The organism is Aeromicrobium sp. UBA7512 (genome assembly GCF_002476985.1).
Taxonomy (GTDB): domain Bacteria; phylum Actinomycetota; class Actinomycetes; order Propionibacteriales; family Nocardioidaceae; genus Aeromicrobium; species Aeromicrobium phoceense.
Window position 1 is genome coordinate 1,088,984 of record NZ_DLNK01000007.1, and the last position, 18,697, is coordinate 1,107,680.

The 18,697-nt window shown below is 70.7% G+C and carries 17 protein-coding genes; 10 read left to right on the plus strand and 7 right to left on the minus strand.

The genetic code is table 11. The features are described from left to right. Positions 1–26 precede the first annotated feature (26 nt). Positions 27–2,315: a hypothetical protein gene (locus tag B2363_RS16150; protein ID WP_286931498.1), complete on the plus strand. Its 2,289-nt coding sequence runs from the start codon at positions 27–29 to the stop codon at positions 2,313–2,315. 67 nt (positions 2,316–2,382) lie between these two features. Here the strand turns inward: B2363_RS16150 and B2363_RS16155 are convergent, their stop codons facing one another. Beyond that, the gene (locus B2363_RS16155; RefSeq protein ID WP_286931500.1) at positions 2,383–2,991 is read right to left on the minus strand and encodes a vitamin K epoxide reductase family protein; all 609 of its coding nucleotides are present in this window, start codon (positions 2,989–2,991) and stop codon (positions 2,383–2,385) included. A gap of 125 nt (positions 2,992–3,116) precedes the next feature. Here B2363_RS16155 and B2363_RS16160 point away from each other — a divergent pair, with 125 nt between their 5' ends. Next, the gene (locus B2363_RS16160) at positions 3,117–4,592 is read left to right on the plus strand and encodes a flavin-containing monooxygenase (RefSeq protein ID WP_286931502.1); all 1,476 of its coding nucleotides are present in this window, start codon (positions 3,117–3,119) and stop codon (positions 4,590–4,592) included. 44 nt (positions 4,593–4,636) lie between these two features. After that, entirely contained in the window at positions 4,637–5,665 is a 1,029-nt protein-coding gene (locus tag B2363_RS16165; protein ID WP_181752518.1) for an NAD(P)/FAD-dependent oxidoreductase, read from the plus strand. Positions 5,666–5,765: 100 nt separating this feature from the next. On the opposite strand, the gene B2363_RS16170 is transcribed toward B2363_RS16165, so the two are convergent. Next, the gene (locus B2363_RS16170; protein WP_286931505.1) at positions 5,766–7,031 is read right to left on the minus strand and encodes an SGNH/GDSL hydrolase family protein; all 1,266 of its coding nucleotides are present in this window, start codon (positions 7,029–7,031) and stop codon (positions 5,766–5,768) included. 78 nt (positions 7,032–7,109) lie between these two features. Between B2363_RS16170 and B2363_RS16175 the strand changes: the two genes are divergently transcribed. Beyond that, positions 7,110–7,658, plus strand: a complete 549-nt coding sequence (locus B2363_RS16175; protein WP_181752514.1) for a DNA-3-methyladenine glycosylase — start codon at positions 7,110–7,112, stop codon at positions 7,656–7,658. A gap of 17 nt (positions 7,659–7,675) precedes the next feature. On the opposite strand, the gene B2363_RS16180 is transcribed toward B2363_RS16175, so the two are convergent. The 3 genes from B2363_RS16180 to B2363_RS16190 all read right to left on the minus strand — a co-directional run bounded on the left by B2363_RS16180 (position 7,676) and on the right by B2363_RS16190 (position 11,246). Further along, positions 7,676–8,860 (minus strand): SGNH/GDSL hydrolase family protein, encoded by a 1,185-nt coding sequence (locus B2363_RS16180; RefSeq protein WP_181752512.1) that lies wholly within the window; start codon positions 8,858–8,860, stop codon positions 7,676–7,678. 101 nt (positions 8,861–8,961) lie between these two features. Next, entirely contained in the window at positions 8,962–9,624 is a 663-nt protein-coding gene (locus B2363_RS16185) for a response regulator (protein WP_181752510.1), read from the minus strand. Next, positions 9,621–11,246, minus strand: a complete 1,626-nt coding sequence (locus B2363_RS16190) for a sensor histidine kinase (protein ID WP_286931510.1) — start codon at positions 11,244–11,246, stop codon at positions 9,621–9,623. The genes B2363_RS16185 and B2363_RS16190 overlap by 4 nt, the downstream gene beginning before the upstream one ends. An 83-nt stretch (positions 11,247–11,329) precedes the next feature. Here B2363_RS16190 and B2363_RS16195 point away from each other — a divergent pair, with 83 nt between their 5' ends. Genes B2363_RS16195 through B2363_RS16210 form a run of 4 tightly spaced genes read left to right on the plus strand, consistent with a single transcriptional unit; the run spans position 11,330 to position 14,792 of the window. Further along, complete coding sequence (locus B2363_RS16195; RefSeq protein WP_286931512.1) at positions 11,330–12,337, plus strand: Bug family tripartite tricarboxylate transporter substrate binding protein; 1,008 nt, start codon at positions 11,330–11,332, stop codon at positions 12,335–12,337. Further along, positions 12,334–12,843: a tripartite tricarboxylate transporter TctB family protein gene (locus tag B2363_RS16200; RefSeq protein ID WP_181752504.1), complete on the plus strand. Its 510-nt coding sequence runs from the start codon at positions 12,334–12,336 to the stop codon at positions 12,841–12,843. Before B2363_RS16195 ends, B2363_RS16200 begins: the two co-directional genes overlap by 4 nt. Further along, positions 12,843–14,372: a tripartite tricarboxylate transporter permease gene (locus B2363_RS16205; RefSeq protein WP_286931515.1), complete on the plus strand. Its 1,530-nt coding sequence runs from the start codon at positions 12,843–12,845 to the stop codon at positions 14,370–14,372. Before B2363_RS16200 ends, B2363_RS16205 begins: the two co-directional genes overlap by 1 nt. 12 nt (positions 14,373–14,384) lie before the next feature. Continuing rightward, positions 14,385–14,792, plus strand: a complete 408-nt coding sequence (locus B2363_RS16210; protein WP_181752500.1) for a universal stress protein — start codon at positions 14,385–14,387, stop codon at positions 14,790–14,792. A 27-nt stretch (positions 14,793–14,819) separates the two neighbouring features. Here the strand turns inward: B2363_RS16210 and B2363_RS16215 are convergent, their stop codons facing one another. Continuing rightward, a complete protein-coding gene (locus B2363_RS16215; RefSeq protein WP_286931518.1) occupies positions 14,820–15,932 on the minus strand; it encodes an acyltransferase in 1,113 nt (370 codons plus the stop codon). A 125-nt stretch (positions 15,933–16,057) separates the two neighbouring features. Further along, entirely contained in the window at positions 16,058–16,735 is a 678-nt protein-coding gene (locus B2363_RS16220; RefSeq protein WP_286931520.1) for a DsbA family oxidoreductase, read from the minus strand. Positions 16,736–16,781: 46 nt separating this feature from the next. Here B2363_RS16220 and B2363_RS16225 point away from each other — a divergent pair, with 46 nt between their 5' ends. Together B2363_RS16225 and tyrS are read left to right on the plus strand one after the other, a co-directional pair. Next, on the plus strand, positions 16,782–17,162 hold the full coding sequence (locus B2363_RS16225) for a universal stress protein (RefSeq protein WP_181752494.1): 381 nt from the start codon (positions 16,782–16,784) through the stop codon (positions 17,160–17,162). A 49-nt stretch (positions 17,163–17,211) separates the two neighbouring features. Further along, positions 17,212–18,468 (plus strand): tyrosine--tRNA ligase, encoded by a 1,257-nt coding sequence (gene tyrS / locus B2363_RS16230; protein ID WP_286931523.1) that lies wholly within the window; start codon positions 17,212–17,214, stop codon positions 18,466–18,468. The last annotated feature ends 229 nt before the right edge of the window (positions 18,469–18,697 follow it).

Below are 18,697 nucleotides of genomic sequence, written 5' to 3' on the forward strand. Positions count from 1 at the left end.
CGGCTTCGGAAACAGAGGGGAATTCCATGCGTAGGTTCATCAGTCCGGTCGTCGCCGGCGCCGTCATGGGTGGTCTGCTGGCCGCCACGACGGCGTCCGTCGCCCATGCCGAAGCCACGAACGAGGCCCTGGCCACGGCACTCGACCTGCCGGCCGGCATCACGGTGGCGCAGGCGGGAGATGCCCGAGGCTTCGGCGTCGAGACGCGTGCCTTCAACGACTTCCCGCGTCGCGGCGGCAACGGCTCGTACGCCGTCATGTCCACGGGCAAGGCGTCCGACCTGTTCAACATGAGCGTGCCGGGCCTGCAGCCCTCCACGCCCTTCGACCCCGAGAGCGAGGACCCCGACCAGGTGTCCCTGACGTTCGAGGTCGGCGCCGCGGCCACGGGCTCGTGCCTTCTGGTGGACTTGGCGATGGGCACCGAGGAGCGAGTGCACACGTATGCCAAGACGGTCCCTTCGGACACGATCTCGCTCAAGCGGGCAGGTGATCCCGTCGAGTACGCCCAGCACGCCGGCGTTCGGTACTTCGGGCAGCTCGCGGAGCGGGAGACCGATTCGCGGTACCCCGAGCCGCAGCCGATGAGCGTGAACGCGATCGACTACTGGCACGGGATCAACCAGGAGTTCGAGCGCCAGCCCGACGACCAGTCCGTGCCGTTGCTCGCGGACGTCACGCCGTTCAACCACTTCAGCTCCGTGGACACCCTCGAGGTGCCGATCACGGCAGGATCCTCGGCCACGCTCTCGATCGCGGACGCGGGGAACAACTCGCTGGACTCGGTGGCGATGGTTGACCGGGTGCGGACCGCGTCCAGGTGCTCCACCGCGACGTCGGCGGCGACCGGTCTCATGCCGCTCCAGCCGTCCGTCGTCATCGGTCACCGTGGTGTGCAGAACATCCTGACCGTCGACCTCAAGCCCGACACCCCGCAGATCGAGCGATACGACGCCGCGGACAACGGCTGGCACCCGGGTGGGGTCGAGCTGCGCTTCCGCTGGTACCGGTACTGGCTCGAGACGCCGAACTGCAACGACGGCCAGATGAAGAACTGGCTCCTGATCCCCGACGCCGACCGACAGTCCTATGCGCCGACACTCAACGAGAAGGGCAGCTGCCTGATGGCGGTGGTGACGGGCAAGAAGGACGGCTACCGGTCCGAGTCGTTCCCGAGCCCCGCCGGCGCGCAGTGGACGCCCACGCTTCCGATCCAGGACGGCGTCTTCGTGAACTCGGCCGTGCCGACGATCACGTCGCCGCACTCGAGCATCCAGGTCAACGACACGCTGAGCGCGTCGAACGGCAGCTTCTCGCCCCGTCCGGACTCGTTCTCCTACCAGTGGTGGGCGGACAACCAGCCGATCTCGGGCGAGACCGGTGAGACGTTCAAGGTGACGACCGCCCAGGCGGGCAAGATCATCAGGGTGCGCGTCACGGCGCGCCGCCTGAACTTCGACCCGATGACCATCGAGAGCACCCCCACGGTGGCGGTCACGAACCTCGACTTCGCGTCCACCCCGACGCCGCGGATCGAAGGGTCGGGCATCCAGGGCAAGCCGCTCACCGCAGTCCCCGGCACGTGGTCGCCTCTGACCGACAAGTTCGAGTACGAGTGGTTCGCCGACGGGGAGAAGATCCCCAGCCAGACCCGCAACACGTTCACCCCGTCCTCGGGCCTGATCGGCTCGGACGTGCACGCGGTGGTCAAGGGCATCAAGGCCGGCTACAACCCGAAGTCGTTCTCGACGCCGACCGTGAGGATCACCGGCGCTGCCTTCACGGGCGGCAAGGTCGTGGTCACCGGCACCGTGCGGGTGGGCCAGCGCCTGACCGCCAGCGCGTCGGGCTGGACCCCGGTCTCGCCGGCCACGCGCCGCTTTACGTGGCTTGTCGGTGGACGGGTCGTCCAGGAGGGCACGTCGACGCTGTTCACCGTGCCGCCGTCGGCCGTGGGCCGGTCGATCGTGGTCCAGGTGCGCGGTGAGCGCACCGGCTACGCCCCGGTCACCATCACCAGCCCCGCGACCCGCGCGGTGGCCCGGGGCGTCATCACGACGAACACCCCCCGCGTCTACGGCTCCGCCCGCTACAAGGGCACGCTGCGCGCCTCGGTCTCGTGGCGTCCGGCGCCCGTCACCTACCGCTACCAGTGGTACGTGGGCTCGAAGAAGATCTCGCGCGCGACGAAGTCGAGCTACAAGATCCCCAAGAAGTACCGCGGCAAGAAGATCAAGGTGCGGATCACCGGCTACAAGTCCGGCTACACCACGGTGGCCCGGTACTCCGGCTACACGAAGATCTCCAAGAAGTAGCACCGATGACGAAGGCCCGGCTGGTTCTCCAGCCGGGCCTTCGTCGATGTCGTTTTGGGGGAGGGGCTCACGCCCAGAGCGTCTCGCCGAACTCGAACCAGATGGTCGCCACGATCGCGATGATCCACAGGGCCGAGATCAGGACGGTCCAGTTCTTGAGGAACCGGCTGCCGGTGACGCGCGCGGTGACCGCGACGAACATCGGGATCATCATCGCCCAGACCACCATGCACCAGGGGCAGAGCTTCCCGATCTCCCAGATCGCCTGGTACTGCAGCCACGTCACGAAGCCGATGCCGAACAGGGTGCCGAGTCCGAGACCGACCCAGATCCAGCGGGGGAACACGACCCCGGAGGCCAGCAGGACCCCCAGCGTGACCACCACGCTGAAGCCCACGACGCCCATGAAGGTGTTCGGGAAGCCGAACGCCTCGGACTGGTCGGACGAGACGACGCTGCTGCAGCTGACGAACGCCGAGAGGTCGCAGCCCAGCTCCTTCGCGCTGCCCGAGGCCTCGGCCTTCAGCAGCGAGATCTTGTCGTAGGTCAGGATCAGGGACGACCAGAGCGCGATCGCTCCGGAGACGACCAGGAAGATCCCCAGCCCGCGGTCGGAGCGGTGGGCGTCGTCATCGGCAGGTGCCGGCGCTGGAGCGTCGGAGGCAACGGCGGTCATGGTCCAGATCCTAGACGGGCGGCGGTCACCGGTCCCCCTCGTCGCAGGACGAGCGGTTCAAGACCGTGACGAGGACCACAAGTGCTGTTAATGTGACATCACCAATGTCACATAGGAGTGTGCAAATGACCGATCACGTCGACGTCCTCATCGTCGGTGCCGGCCTGTCGGGCATCGGCGCGGCGTACCGCCTCCAGGAGCGGGCACCCGGCCGGACCTACGCCGTCCTCGAGCAGCGCGACGCGATCGGCGGCACGTGGGACCTCTTCCGGTACCCCGGCGTGCGCTCCGACTCCGACATGTACACGCTCAGCTTCCCCTTCGAGCCGTGGACTCACCCCAAGGCCATCGCCGACGGCGACGACATCCGCCACTACCTCGAGACGACCGCCGCCAAGCACGGCATCACCGACCGCATCCGGTTCGGGCGACGCGTCACCACCGCGGAGTGGTCGAGCGAGGACGCCACGTGGACCGTCACCAGTACGGTCAAGGACGGCTCCACCGAGGTCGTCACCGCCTCGTTCCTCTACCTGTGCAGCGGCTACTACAGCTACGACGAGGGCTACACGCCCGACTTCCCCGGCCTGGAGGACTTCGAGGGCCAGGTCGTCCACCCCCAGTTCTGGCCCGAGGACCTCGACCACGCCGGCAAGCAGGTCGTCGTGATCGGCTCGGGCGCCACCGCGGTCACGCTGCTGCCGTCGATGGCCAAGGACGCGGCCAAGGTGACGATGCTGCAGCGCACCCCCACCTACGTGCTCAGCCAGCCCGGCAGCGACCCCGTGGCGAACTTCGCCCGCAAGGTGCTGCCCGCCTCGCTCGTGCACAAGGTCGCACGCCTGCGCTACGCGGTGATGACCGTCGGCTTCTACATGTTTTGCCGCGCCTTCCCGAAGGCCTCCCGCTCGATCCTGCTCGGGCTGACGGGCAAGTCCATGCCCGGCGTCGACCGCGCCAGCCTCACGCCGCCGTACAAGCCGTGGGACCAGCGGCTGTGCGTCGTCCCCGGGGGCGACCTCTACAAGGCGGTGCGCGACGGCAGCGCCGCGATCCTCACCGACGTGATCACCGAGTTCACCCCGAAGGGCGTGGCCCTCGCCTCGGGCGAGCACCTGGACGCTGACATCGTGGTGACCGCCACGGGCCTCAAGCTCGTGGCGCTGGGCCAGATCGACGTCAGCATCGACGGCGTGAAGGTGGACCCGCACGAGCTCTACACCTACAAGGGCCAGATGTTCAGCGGCGTGCCCAACCTCGCCTGGTGCGTCGGGTACACCAACGCGTCCTGGACGCTGCGTGCCGACCTCACGTGGAAGTACGTCGCCGACTACCTCAACCACCTCGACGCGAACGGCTACGCCTACGGCATCCCTGACCCGGACTCCGACTTCGGGCACGACGCGCGGCTGCTCGACCTGTCGTCGGGCTACATCGCCCGCGCCGACGAGCTGCTGCCGCGGTCGGGTGCCCGGACGCCGTGGAAGGTGCGCCAGAACTGGTTCCTCGACAGCTGGGACGCGCGGCACACCGACCTCGACGAGGACATGATCTGGGTGCGCCGCGAGGACCTTCCGGCGGCGAAACCCGAGGTGGCCTGAGGCGTTCCTCGGTCTTCCCCGGAAGTCTCGGCCATGATGGGTCGATGGACGTCATCGTCATCGGCGGTGGGATCTCCGGGGTCGCCATCGCCTACGAGCTGGCCGCCGACCGTGAGGTCCTCGTGCTCGAGGCAGAGAAGTCGCTGGCCGTGCACACGACCGGCCGCTCCGCCGCCACGTGGATCGGCAGCTACGGCCCGCCCGTCGTGCGCGAGCTCACGACGGCCAGCCGCGACTTCCTGGTCGACCCGCCCTTCGACGTCGACGGACCTGTCGCCTCACCGATGTCGTGCCTGTGGCTCGGCGTCAACGGGCGCGACGCCGACGTGCACCGGTTGGCCGAGGACACGCACGCCCAGCTGATCGACGGTGCCGAGGCCGAACGGCTCTGTCCGGTCCTTCGCCCGGGCGAGATCGCGGTGGCGGCGTGGGACGAGACGGCTCTCGACCTCGACGTGATGGGCCTGCACCACGCGTACGCCCGAGCCTTCCGTGCCCGCGGCGGCACGATCGCCACCTCGTCGCGCGTGGCCTCGGCGCTGCGCGACGGATCGGAGTGGGTCGTCACGACCACCTCCGGGGACGTCTTCCGTGCCGACGTGGTCGTCAACGCGTCCGGCGCCTGGGGCGACGTGGTGGGGGCGCTCTTCGGGGCCGAGCGCCTGCGCCTCGAGCCGCGCCGTCGCACGATCTTCCAGTCGTCCACGACGGTCTCGCTCGCGGGCGTGCCCTTCACTGCCGGCATCGACGACGGCTTCTACTTCAAGTCCGAGGGCGGTGCGGTCCTGTGCTCGCCCCAGGACGCCTCGCTGCACGAGCCCGGCGACCCGAAGCCCGACGAGCTCGAGATCGCCCGCGCCATCGAGGCGGTCAACGCCGTCACGACGTTGGGACTGCGCAGCGTGCGCACCGCCTGGGCCGGGCTGCGCACCTTCGCCCCCGACGGCAACCCCGTCGCTCGCTGGGACGCCAAGGCGGAGGGGTACTTCCACTACCTCGGCCAGGCCGGCTACGGCATCCAGATGGCCCCGGCGCTGGCCCAGCTCGCCGCGCCCCTCGTTCGCGCCGCCTGACCTCCGTCTGCCCGACCTCAGGCCACCCACTCCACTTGTGGAGCGGGATCAACGCCGATGTGCTCGAAGTACGTGGATCCCGTTCCAAAAGTGCGCGGGGTCAGCGCAGGCAGCCGGGCCGCGGGGCCCTCAGCATGACCGCGCGCGAGGCCGTCCCGTGGCGCAGCACCACCCGGGCGCTCGCCGCGCCGCGGAACTTCGTCCGCTTCAGGGCCGAGCTGCTGCGCGTCAGCGTGAACGGAGCCCGGGTGTCGCGTGCGATCACGGAGCGACCGAGCCGGAAGGTCGATCCACGGACGAGCCCGTGGCCTCCCGAGATGCGCAGCGTCACCCGACGCGAGGCACGCGGGCCGGAGCACAAGGCCCGCAGCCGCAGCGTGCTGACCGCCGCGCCGAGTCGCTGGGCCGAGGTCGGCCCCGGCTTCACCGTCGGAGCCGGCACGGGGACGGGCTTCGGGCTGGCCACGGGCGGTGCACTCGGCAACGGCTGGGGCTCCGCCGGCGGCGCGGGCCGCGCGGCAGTGATGGTCTTCAGCACGTGACCCGCCATCGCCACCATGCCCAGCGCCGAGGGGTGCAGCTGGACGCCGTCGCCATGGGTCTCGAGGCCGCGTATCCACTGCGCCTCCGGCGCGGCGCACGCCGAGTGCTCCTGCCAGCCCGGCAGGTCGCGCATCTCGACGAACGACACGGCTTCCTCGGCGGCCACGCGGCGGAGTGTGTCACTCAACCGGTCGACCAGGCCCTGCACGTAGCGAAGATCGGTCTCGGTGGCGGTGCCGAGCGCCTCGCACGCCGTCGACGGCATCGCCGTCCCGTACCCGACCGTCACGATCCGGGCGAGCGGCGACCGCCGGCGGATCTCGGCGATCAGGCCGCGGTAGACGGGCTCCAGCGCATCGATCGCAGCGCGGTGCTCCTCGACCGCGGGCTCGGCGCACCCGCTCAGGATGCACACGCCGGCGATGCTCGCGATGTCGATGTCGTTCCCGCCGATCGTGCCGAGGGTGACGAGTGTCGTGGTCGGGCGCAGGGCGTCCAGCTGGGCGGGGTTCATCTCGCCGTAGGTCGACTGGGGAGTCCACAGGTGCTTCGTGGTGGCGGCGCTGCAGCTGGCGTCGGTGAAGGAGGCCGTACCCAGGGCGGAGGCGACCAGGCTCGGGTAGTTCCGGTCGCTGCGGCCGCATCCCGGGTGCACCTGACCCTCGATCCCCGGGCCCGCCACGTAGGAGTCGCCGAGGGCGACGTAGTGCTCACCGGCGGGCCTGGCGGACTCGTCCGCGGCCGCCGGGGTGGCGTGCGCGAGCCCCACCGCCAGCGCGAGAGCGGTGACGGCGGCGAGCATACGATGACGTGACGTGGTCACGAAGTCCTCCCCGAGTGCACCACTGGGAACTCACGTTACCCCTGTGACTGCTGTGAAGAGAGGGAAAGATCGAGAATCATGACCGACGTCACCCAGCGCGCCCGCGACCTGCTGGGTCGCCTGCTCCACGGTCACGGAGTGGTCGCCCGGATCACCGAGGTCGAGGCGTACGGCGGCATCGACGATCCCGCCTCGCACGCGTTCGTCCGGACCCCGCGCTCGGAGATCATGTACGGCCCGCCGTGGCGCCTGTACGTCTACCGGATCCACGGCCACCACGCCGCGAACGTCGTCACGGGCCCCACCGATCGCGCGGCGGCCGTGCTGATCCGAGCCGGCGAGATCGTCGAGGGGATCGACGTGGCGCGCGAGCGGCGCGGACCCGTCGCGGACCAGGCTTTGGCTCGCGGGCCGGGCAACCTCACCAAGGCGCTCGGCATCACGAGCCTGGACCTCGGTACCGACCTGCTCGATCCCGAGCCGGTGTCCCTCGGAGAGCGCGTGGAGACTCCCGAGATCGTCGCCGGTCCCCGGGTCGGGGTGCGACTCAACGCCGACCTCCCGTGGCGCTTCTGGGTGGCGGACGATCCGACCGTCTCGGCGTACCGCCGCCACCCGCGGGCCTGATCGGCCCTCTCCTCAGCTCAGCGCAGGCACTTCGGCCGGCTGGTCCGGACGGACGTCGTGTGGGACACCGTGCCGTGCTTCAGCGTGACCTTGGCGTGCACCGAGCCGCGCAGGTCGCGCAGGGAGCGCGCCGAGCGGGTGAGGGCGAACGGTGCTCGCGTGTCCGCGCCGACGGTCGTATCGCCGATGTGGAAGAGGGCCGCGGTGGCCAGTCCCTTCCCGCCGGTGACGCGCAGCGTGACGTCGGACCGTCGCGAAGGGCCGTGGCAGACCGCGTGCAGACGCACCGTGTGGGCCGCGGCCGCGACGCGCCAGGCCGAGGCCCGGCGGGCCCGGACGAGCGGCTCGATCACCTTGAGCGCCTGGTCGGCCATCTGCTCCATGCCGGCAGTCGAGGGGTGCAGCGGTGCGCCGTCGCCGTAGGGGTTCAGGGCCCGGACCCACTGCTCCTCGGGCGCGGCGCACCCGGAGTGCTCCTGCCAGCCCTCGATGTCGCGCATGTCCACGAAGGCGACGCCCTCGTCGGCCGCGACCTCGCCGATCGTGTCGCTCAGCCGGTCGATCATCGACTGGAGGTACGCCAGGTCGGCGCTCGTGGCGTTGACGAGCGCCGCGCAGGTCTCGCGCGGGACGTAGGTGCCGTAGCCGACGGCCACGATGGTGGCGCGCGGCGAGCGCTCGCGCACGTCCGCGATCAGGCGCTCGTACACGGGCGCGAGGGCGTCGATCGCGTCGTGGAACGGCTGCGTCGGCAGCGTGCTGCACCCCTGGACGAGGCACGTCTGCGCCAGCCCGACCAGGCCGACGTCGTTGCCGCCCATGGTTCCCAGCGTGACGAGGGTGGTCTTGCGGTTCAGTGCGTCGAGCTGCGGCGGGACGGTCTCTCCGCCGATCGTCTGCGGGTTCCAGTAGTGAGTGGTCCGCGCCGCGCTGCAGCTGGCATCGGTGAACGACTTCGCGCCGATCTCTGCGGCGACCAGGCTGGGGAAGTTGTGGTCGCTGCGCGCGCAGCCGCCCGGCTGCTGCGTGGGGATGCCGGGTCCCGCGACGAACGAGTCGCCCAGGGCCACGTAGCGCTCGCCGGAGGAGGGGTGGTGCCACGAGGGGGAGCGGTCGGCCGCCGAGGCGGGCAGGGCGGCCACCAGCCCGGCCGTCAGGGTCAGGACGGCGGCCAGGGCCGCGGGGCGACGAAGGGTTCTCACGGGGGACTCCTCAGGGCTACGGATGTGACGCACGTCACGGTGACGCTACCACCGGACGCGGACGGTAGCGGACCCCCGGATCCGGGGTGCCGGGAGGTGCCTCAGCCGAGCAGGTACCGCCGCTCCGGGCGACCCGCCGCGCCGTACCGGAGCCGGACCGTGGCATGGCCCGCGTGGACGAAGTGCTCGAGGTAGCGGCGCGCGCTGACCCGGGAGAGCCCGACGAGCTCGGCCGCCTCGGCCGCCGACACCTCGCCGGCGTTCTCGAGCGCCCGGAGCAACGATGCGGCGGTCTCGGTGCTCAGGCCCTTCGGCAGGGGCGAGCCGCCGGGGGTGCTGCCACCGAAGGCGCGGTCGATCGCCGTCTGGTCGGGCTCGGACTCGTTCCGCAGGACCGTGAGCGACCGGGCGACCGCCCTCAGTCGCTCGGCGAGCTCGGGGTACTCGAAGGGCTTCACCAGGTACTGCTGGGCGCCTCCGAGCAGGGCGGCCCGCACCACTTCGGCGTCCCGCTCCGCGGTCACCATGATGACGCCCACGCCGTGGCCCGCCGCGCGCAGCGAGCGCAGCACCTCGATGCCGTCCATGTCGGGCAGGTGCACGTCCAGCAGCACGAGGTCGGGTGAGAGCTCGGCGACGGCGCTCAGCGCCTCGGCACCCGTGCCCGCGGTGCCGACGATCGAGAAGCCCTCGGTGCGCTCCACGAAGCGCTCGTGGATCCGCGCCACCATGAAGTCGTCGTCCACCACGAGGACGCGGATCATGCGGCATCACCGACGCGGGGCAGCCGGACGCGGAACGTCGCACCCGGGCCGCTGCCGTCGAGGGTGGCCGAGCCCCCGCGACGCGTGGCGATGAGGCGCACGAGCGGCAGCCCGATGCCACGTCCTCCGAGGACCTCGGGCTTGGTCGAGTACCCCCGCGAGAAGATCGACGCGGCGATCTCGTCGGGCACGCCGGGTCCGTCGTCGCTCACCACGACCTCGATCGTGCCATCGACGTCGCCCACCCGGACCACGACCTCGCTCCCGGCGCCTCCCCGGCAGGCGTCGAGCGCGTTGTCGACGAGGTTGCCCAGCACGGTGGTGAGGTCGGCGGCCAGATCGGGGTCCAGTGTCGGCAGGCGGGACGACTCGTCGATCCTCAGCCGCAGCCCGGCCTCGCCCGCCTGGCTCGCCTTCGCCGCCAGCAGCGCCGCGACGGCCGGATCCTGCACGGCCTCGCGCAGGCTCGCGTCCAGGACGGCGCGCTCGCGCGTGAGGGTGCCCAGCAGGCTGGCCAGCTCGTCGTACTCGCCGAGCTCGACGAGGCCCGAGATCGTGTGCAGCCGGTTGGCGAACTCATGGGTCTGCGCGCGGAGGGCGTCGCTGATCGAGAGGTTGGAGCTGAGCTGCTGCTCGACCTCGACCACGTCGGTGCGGTCGCGCATGGTCGTGACGCTGCCGATGCCCAGGCCGCGGCTCGAGGCGGCCCGGCGATTCACCACGAGCACCCGGTCGCCGGTGAGCACCACAGCGTCCCGGGCCTCGGCGTCGCCCGCGATCAGGGCCGTCAGCTCCGGATCGAGCCCCACGGTGCTGATCGGTCGCCCGACGGGATCGTCCGAGACGCCCAGCAGCCTCCGGGCTGCGTCGTTCATGACGGTCACCGTGCCGGCGTTGTCCACCGCCACCACGCCCTCGCGGATGCTGTGGAGCAGGGCGTACCGGTGGTCCGCGAGCGTCGCGATCTCCTCGCCACCCAGTCCGCGGGTCCGCCGCTTGAGCAGGTGCGCCACGGCCCACGTGCCCAGCCCGCCCAGGAGCGCGCCGAGGCCGAGGTACAGAGCGAGGTCGCTCGACGAGTCGACCACGCGGTCCCACCACGAGGGGTACGACTGCTCGGCGACGGCGATCCCCACGAGCGTGCCGTCGTCGGCGAGCACCGGAGCGTGCGCGGTGACGTACCGACCGCCGTCCCGGACGACGTCGCCGCTCCATCCGCGGCCTTCGCGCACGCGACTCTCCCCGAGGTCGACGGTGGTCCCCACGCGCGACGGCTCGGCCGCGGCGATCACGACGCCGTCCGGGTCGGTGACCAGCACGTCGGTGGCTCCCGACAGGGCCACGGCCCGCTCCACGAAGGGCGCCAGCGTGCGGGTCGCCGTCGTGTCGTCGACCCCGGTGCGCACGACCTCCCCGCCGGCGAGGTACTCCGCGACCGATCGCATCGCGCTGCCGCGCTCGTCGGTGAAGGCGGCCGTGCTCTGGCGGAAGGAGATGACCGCGACGACGAGCAGCACGCCGGCGACGACCGCCAGCTGCAGCAGCAGGACCTGCCCCGCGAGCGTCAGCCGCCGCCCGCTCGACGGGCCGTCGCCCGGCAGCACGCCCTTGCGCTTGACCACAATGACCACAATCTCCTTTGGTTCCGCAATCGTGACCCACGCCACATTCGGACGCATGATCAGGGGGACGACGAGGAGTATCCATGACCACGTGGGCAAGGAACGACCACCGCCGCCGCAGTCTCGGGATCGGGATCGTGGCGGCGTTGGTGCTGGCGATGCTGGCCGGGTGCGGCGTGACGCGGGCCGAGGACGACGATCCCGCCAACCGGCGACTGCGCATGATGATCCCGAACAGCCCCGGCGGCGGCTACGACCTCACGGGCCGGGCCGGGGTCCGGGCGATGGAGGAGAACGAGCTCACCGGGCGCTTCGAGGTCACCAACGTCATCGGCGCCGGCGGCACGGTCGCGATGCAGCGGCTCATGAACGAGCGCGGCGCCGACGACCTGATGATGACGATGGGCCTGGGCGTTGTGGGCTCGGTCTTCACGAACGGCTCCGACGCCACGGTCGACAAGGCCACGCCCATCGCGCAGCTGGTCTCCGAGCCCGAGGGCATCCTCGTCCCCGAGGACTCCCCGTTCGAGAACGTCCAGGACTTCGTGGACGCCTGGAAGAAGGACCCGGGCAGCGTGACGATCGGCGGCGGCTCGTCGCCCGGCGGCCCCGACCACCTGTTCCCGATGCAGCTCGCGCAGGAGCTCGGCATCGACGCGAGGGACGTCAACTACATCACCTACGACGGTGGCGGACCTCTGACGACGGCCCTGCTTGGCTCCAAGATCGAGGTCGGCATGTCCGGCCTGGGCGAGTTCGAGGGCCAGATCGACGACGGTTCGCTGCGCGTTCTCGCGGTCTCGGGCGAGGAGCGGCTCGACACCGTCGACGCGCCCACGCTCATGGAGGAGGGCGTCGACTTCAGCTTCATCAACTGGCGCGGCGTGCTCGCCCCGCCGGGCATCTCAGACGCCACGCGCGACGAGCACATCGAGCTGTTGACGCAGATGCACGACACGCCCGAGTGGCGCGAGGCGCTGGAGCGCAACGGCTGGATCGACGACTTCACCACCGGCGACGAGTTCGGCACCTTCCTGGAGGAGCAGAACGAGCGCGTCGCCTCGACCCTCGAGGAGCTGGGACTCGCATGAACACCACCGGCACCACGCCGTCACGCACGGTGGACACCCCGCAGTACGGACTGGCCGCCTTCGTGGCCATCGTCGGGATCGTCGTGCTGGTCGACGGCCTCGGCCTCGACCCCGGCTTCGCCGACCAGCCGGTCCAGCCCTACGCCTTCTCCTACGCGATCGGCTCCGTCCTGGTCGTCCTCGGCATCCTGCTGGCCGTCGCCACCTGGCGCGGTGACGTCGCCCAGCCCGAGGAGGGCGAGGACGTCGACCTGAGCGGAGGCATGGACTGGCCCACGCTGCTGCAGCTCGTCGCCGTGATCGTGGTCGTCGTGGCCCTGATCAACTGGCTCGGCTGGGCGATCATGGGTGCGTTCCTGTTCGCGGCGTCGGCCCGGATCCTCGGCAGCCGCCGGCTCCTGCTCGACATCGGCGTGGGCGTGATCCTGTCGCTGGTGACCTGGTACGGCTTCTACGTCGGCCTCGGGATCCCGATCCCGGCCGGCGTCCTGGACGGGGTGCTCTGATGGAACTGCTCCTGGACGGCTTCGCCAACGCCCTCACGCCCGAGAACCTCATGTACGCCGTCATCGGCGTGCTGCTGGGCACGGCCGTGGGCGTGCTGCCGGGCATCGGCCCGGCCATGACGGTGGCCCTGCTGCTGCCGATCACCTACAACGTCGAGCCCGCCGGCGCGCTCATCATGTTCGCCGGGATCTACTACGGCGGGATGTACGGCGGCTCCACGACGTCGATCCTGCTGAACACCCCGGGTGAGTCCTCGTCGGTCGTCACGGCCCTCGAGGGCAACAAGATGGCGAAGGGCGGACGCGCGGCCCAGGCACTGGCCACCGCGGCGATCGGCTCGTTCGTCGCCGGCACGATCGGCTCGGTCCTGCTCGTCCTGCTGATGCCGCGCATCGCCGACATCGTGGTCGAGCTCGGTGCGCCCTCGTACTTCGCGATCATGCTGTTCGCGCTCTTCACCGTCACGGCGGTCCTGGGCTCGTCGAAGCTGCGCGGGTTCATCTCGCTCTTCCTCGGCCTGACGCTCGCCCTGGTCGGCTCGCAGACCGGCCAGGCACGCATGACCTTCGGCCGCCCCGAGCTGGCCGACGGCATCGACGTCGTGGTGGTCGCGGTCGCGATCTTCGCGATCGGCGAGGCGCTCTGGGTCTCCGCGCACCTGCGCCGCCGCCCGCTGGAGATCATCCCTGTCGGGCAGCCCTGGATGAGCAAGGCCGACTGGGGCCGGTCGTGGAAGCCGTGGCTGCGCGGTACGGCCTACGGATTCCCGTTCGGCGCCCTCCCCGCGGGCGGCGCCGAGGTCCCGACCTTCCTGTCCTACGTCACGGAGCGACGCTTCACGAAGCACCCCGAGGAGTTCGGCAAGGGCGCGATCGAGGGCGTGGCCGGACCCGAGGCCGCCAACAACGCCTCCGCCGCAGGCACCCTCGTGCCGCTGCTGGCGATCGGCTTGCCGACCACGGCGACGGCGGCGGTCATGCTGCTGGCGATCCAGAGCTACGGCATCCAGCCGGGTCCACAGCTGATGGACACCGAGCCCGAGCTCGTCTGGGCCCTGCTGGCCAGCCTGTTCATCGCCAACGTGCTGCTGCTCGTGCTCAACCTGCCGCTGGCCCCGGTCTGGGCGAAGCTGCTGCGGATCCCGAGGCCGTACCTGTACGCGGGCATCCTGTTCTTCGCCGGGCTCGGCGCCTACAGCGTCAACTTCCAGGCCTTCGACCTCGCCCTCCTGCTGGTGCTGGGCCTGCTCGGCTTCGCGATGCGGCGCTTCGGGCTGCCGGTCCTGCCGCTCATCATCGGCGTGATCCTCGGACCGCGCCTCGAGGAGCAGCTGACCACCGCGCTGGCCATCTCGCAGGGCGACGTGAGCACCCTGTGGAGCGAGCCGGTCGCCGTCCTGGTCTACGTCCTGATGGCCGCGATCGGGATCGTGATGGCCGTCATGGCATGGCGCCGGCGAGGTCAGGACCCCGACGAGATCGACCGCGTCCTCGACCGGGCCGCGGCCACCGACACGCACGACATCTGAGAGGACGACGACATGACGATCGTGGTGGCCTACAGCCCCGACAGGTACGGACGGGCGGCGCTGGCGCACGGAGCCGCCGAGGCGACGCTGCGCGGCGAGCACCTGCTCGTCGTCAACGACACGCGCGGGGACGCCCTCGTGGACGACCGGTTCGCCCACGAGGAGGAGGTCGCACGGGTCCGCGGCCGGCTGGAGACCCTCGGACTCACCGCGGAGGTCCGGCAGGAGGTGGTGCGCGACGTCGCCGAGGGCGTCGTCAAGGCGGCCACCGAGACCGGCGCGAGCCTCATCGTGGTCGGCGTCCGGCATCGCAGCCCGGTGGGCAAGGCGCTGCTGGGCAGCGTCGCGCAGCGCGTGATCCTCGACGCGACGTGCCCGGTCCTGGCGGTCAAGCCGGACGAGGAGTCCGACGGCATCTGACCGTCCGGCCGGACTCCGACCGGGTCGTCAGATCCAGCGGCGCAACGGCTTGATGAAGTCCAGCGCCCAGGCGACCAGCACCGAGAGCGCCACCGTGGCGACGTAGATCAGCGGCAGCCCCACCACCGGCCGGTCCTCCACGAGCGGGCCGAGCTCGGTGGTGTACCGCAGCGTGTGCAGGACCAGCACGTGGACGAGGTAGATGCGGAAGCTGAGCTCGGAGAGCCGCTTCACCAGTGGCCACGCCGGGCCGGGACCCCAGCTGCGCGTGGCGAAGAACGCGAAGACGCCCACCGAGTACATCAGCACGGGCGGCTTGAGGTTGTCGTACGCCGCGTAGACGTCGGGGTCCCCGTGACTGGCCGCCTGCCAGACCCCCACGAAGGTCCAGACGAGCCCCACGGCGGCGATGGCGAGCCAGGCGAGCGACGGCACGCGCAACCGGTCGCGGTAGTGGCTCAGCACGAAGCCGAGCACGAAGAGCCCGATGTAGCCGGTCGGCAGGGCAGCGAGCGGCGCGGGGTAGGCCGCCGGGAACCGGTCCTCGAGGAGCCAGGTGCCCCACCGCGGCAGGAGGTCGGCGATGAACCACAGCACGAGGAACCACGCCAGCAGCCGGAACCGCTGGGGTTCGGGACGGTCCGTCAGCGCGCGCAGCAGCGGCACCGTCAGGTAGATCCCGAGCAGGACGTAGACGAACCACAGGTGGTAGACCGCGGGGCCCGACACCAGCGCCCGGACGAGGTCGCCGAGTCCGAGCTCGGCCGGGTCGCTGAGGCCGCCCTTGACCCCACGCAGCTCCTGCTGGCGGAACAGCGCGTTCGCGACGGCGTAGATCACCATCCAGGTCAGCGTCGGCAGCGCCACGCGCAGGAACTGCGGGCGCAGCACGAAGCGCCGCACGGGGTCCAGGAGCAGGGCTCCGGAGGTCATGAAGAAGCAGTTGACGGCGAAGCGACCGAGCGAGTTGGCGGCGTTGCCGACGTTGAAGGCCGAGACCAGCTCGGGCACGGAGTCGCGCCAGAGGACGACCGGGATGACCCCGGTGTGCAGGAGGATGACGCCGAACGTCGCGAGGACGCGCAGGTGGTCCAGCTCGTACCGGCGCGCGGTGGTGGCCGTGCTCGCCGTGGTGCTCATGGCGGCACCTTAGATGCCGTCCGGCTCCTGCTCCTCGTCCACCCCGGCCGCGGCGGGCTCGATCGCGCAGACGCCGTCCACGCAGGTGGGCGCGTCCTCGTCGCCGACGATCTCGAACGGGCCGGTCATGCCGATGCCTCCGTCACGACGCGGTCGAGCACCTCGCGGAAGGTCTCGGGAGCCTGGGCGCCGGACACGCCGAGACGCCCGTCGAACACGAAGAACGGGACGCCGTTGATGCCGTAGGCGCGGGCCTGCGCGATGTCCGCGTCGACGTCCGCCGCATACGTCCCGGACTCGAGCGCCTCACGCAGGGCGGTCCCGTCGAGGCCCACCTCGGAGCCGAGGGCGACCAGCTCGTCGACCCGACCGACGTGGCGTCCCTGCTCGAAGTACGCCGACAGGAGGCGCTCCTTGAGCTCGCCCTGGAGGCCGTGGGCCTTCGCGAAGTGGAGCGCCTGGTGCGCCAGGAGGGTCTTGGTGTGCCGCAGCGCGTCGAAGTCGTAGGACAGGCCCTCGTCGGCGGCGAGCGCCGTCATCTGGCCCAGCATCTGCTCGACCTGGGCGGCGTCCATCCCCTTGTGGTGGGCCAGGAAGTCCACCTCGCTGCCCTCGAAGTCCACCGGGGTGTCGGGCGCCAGCTCGAAGCTGTGGAACTCGACCTCGACGTCACCGTCCCAGTCGGCCACGGCGCGCTCGAAGCGGCGCTTGCCGACGAAGCACCAGGGGCAGGCGATGTCGGACCAGATGTCGACCTTGACGGGACGGGCAGCGTTGTCGTTCACGTCGGTGACAACGCCCACGGGCCGTCCGCTCATTCCCGGCGTCCCTGCGCGATACGCTCGGAGCATGACCATCGCCGTCGCTTACCGACCCGACGACTACGGGCGCGCCGCGGTGCGCTGGGCAGCGGCCGAGGCCGAGGCGAACAAGGAGAAGCTCGTCCTGATCACGGTCAGCGAGATCGATCCGGAGTTCGACCCGCCCGAGGAGATCGACCTCTCGGAGTTCACCGAGCGCTTCGACCTCGACGGGCTCGACTACGAGATCAGGCGGGCAGCGTCGCTGTCGGTCTCCGACGTCGTCATCGACGAGGCGGTCGACGCCGGCGCCGAGCGCCTCGTGATCGGCATCCGCAAGCGCACGCCCGTCGGCAAGATGCTCATGGGTCGCGTCACCCAGATGATCCTCCTCGACGCGCCGATGCCCGTCATCGCCGTCAAGCCCTGACGGGAGACGGGCCCGCAGGCCGGTCGTCGAGGCTCGATAGCCTCGGGCCATGACCGACCACGTGATCGACGACCTCCAGGCGCGCGGCCTGATCGCGCACTCCACCGACCTCGACGCCCTCCGCGCCGAGATCGACGAGGGGCCGATCACGTACTACGTCGGCTTCGATCCGACCGCCCCGAGCCTGCACGTCGGCAACCTGCTCCAGCTGCTCACCGCGCGACGCCTCCAGCTGGCCGGACACCGTCCACTGATCCTCGTGGGCGGCTCCACGGGCCTGATCGGCGACCCGAAGGAGTCGGGGGAGCGGGTCATGAACTCCAAGGAGACCGTGGCCGAGTGGGTGGAGCGCATCCGCGACCAGGTCTCCCGATTCGTCGAGTTCGGCGGTGACGACGGCGCCACCGTGGTCAACAACCTCGACTGGACCCAGCCCATGTCGGTGGTCGACTTCCTCCGCGACATCGGCAAGCACTTCCCGGTCAACCGGATGCTGGCCCGCGACGTGGTCGCCAGCCGGCTCGAGGCGGGAATCAGCTACGCCGAGTTCAGCTACGTCCTCCTGCAGTCGATGGACTACCTCGAGCTCTTCCGTCGGCACGGGGCGGTGCTCCAGACCGGTGGCAGCGACCAGTGGGGCAACCTCACCGGCGGGGTCGAGCTGATCCGGCGCGCCGAGGGTGCGAAGGTCCATGCCCTCGCGACGCCGCTCATCACGAAGGCCGACGGCACCAAGTTCGGCAAGACCGAGAGCGGCACGATCTGGCTCGATCCCGAGCTGATGAGCCCGTACGCCTTCTACCAGTCCTGGATCCAGGCCGAGGACTCCAAGGTGGGGGAGTACCTCAAGCAGTTCACGTTCCTGCCGGTCGAGGAGGTGGACGCGCTGATGGCCGAGCACGACGAGCGGCCCGGTGCCCGCGCGGCCCAGCGCCGGCTCGCCGCCGAGCTGACGACCATCGTGCACGGTGAGGCGGAGACGAAGGCGGCCGAGCTGGCCTCGGGTGCGCTGTTCGGGCGGGGGGAGCTCGGCGACCTTCCCGAGTCCACGCTGGCGGCCGCACTGCGAGAGGCCGGCGCCGTGGAGGTTCCCCGTGGCACGACCCTCGTCGATGCGTTGATCTCCTCCGGGCTGGCCGACTCGAAGTCGGCGGCACGGCGTGCGATCGGCGATGGCGGCGCGTACGTCAACAACGAGCGTGCGGACGATCCGGACCTCGTGCTCGAGGACGTGCACCACCTGCTTGGTGGGTGGGTCGTCCTGCGCAAGGGCAAGCGATCGGTGTCCGGCGTCCGGATCGTCTGAGGGCCGGCGAGCCGCCCTCCGCGTGAAAATCCTTGGAATTGCAGGTGTGACCCAGGCGACGCGGGGGGCGGTTTGCATCCTCGGGAAACGTGCGTGTAATGTTCTTCTTGTTGCGCCGAACAGCGCAGCGGAGCGCAGACCGAAGCGGTTAACGCCAGGAACTTCCTCTGGGAGGTCCGGAAACTGGCCGCGGGAAAACGTAGCGCAGCATCGTGACCGACCCGGGTTT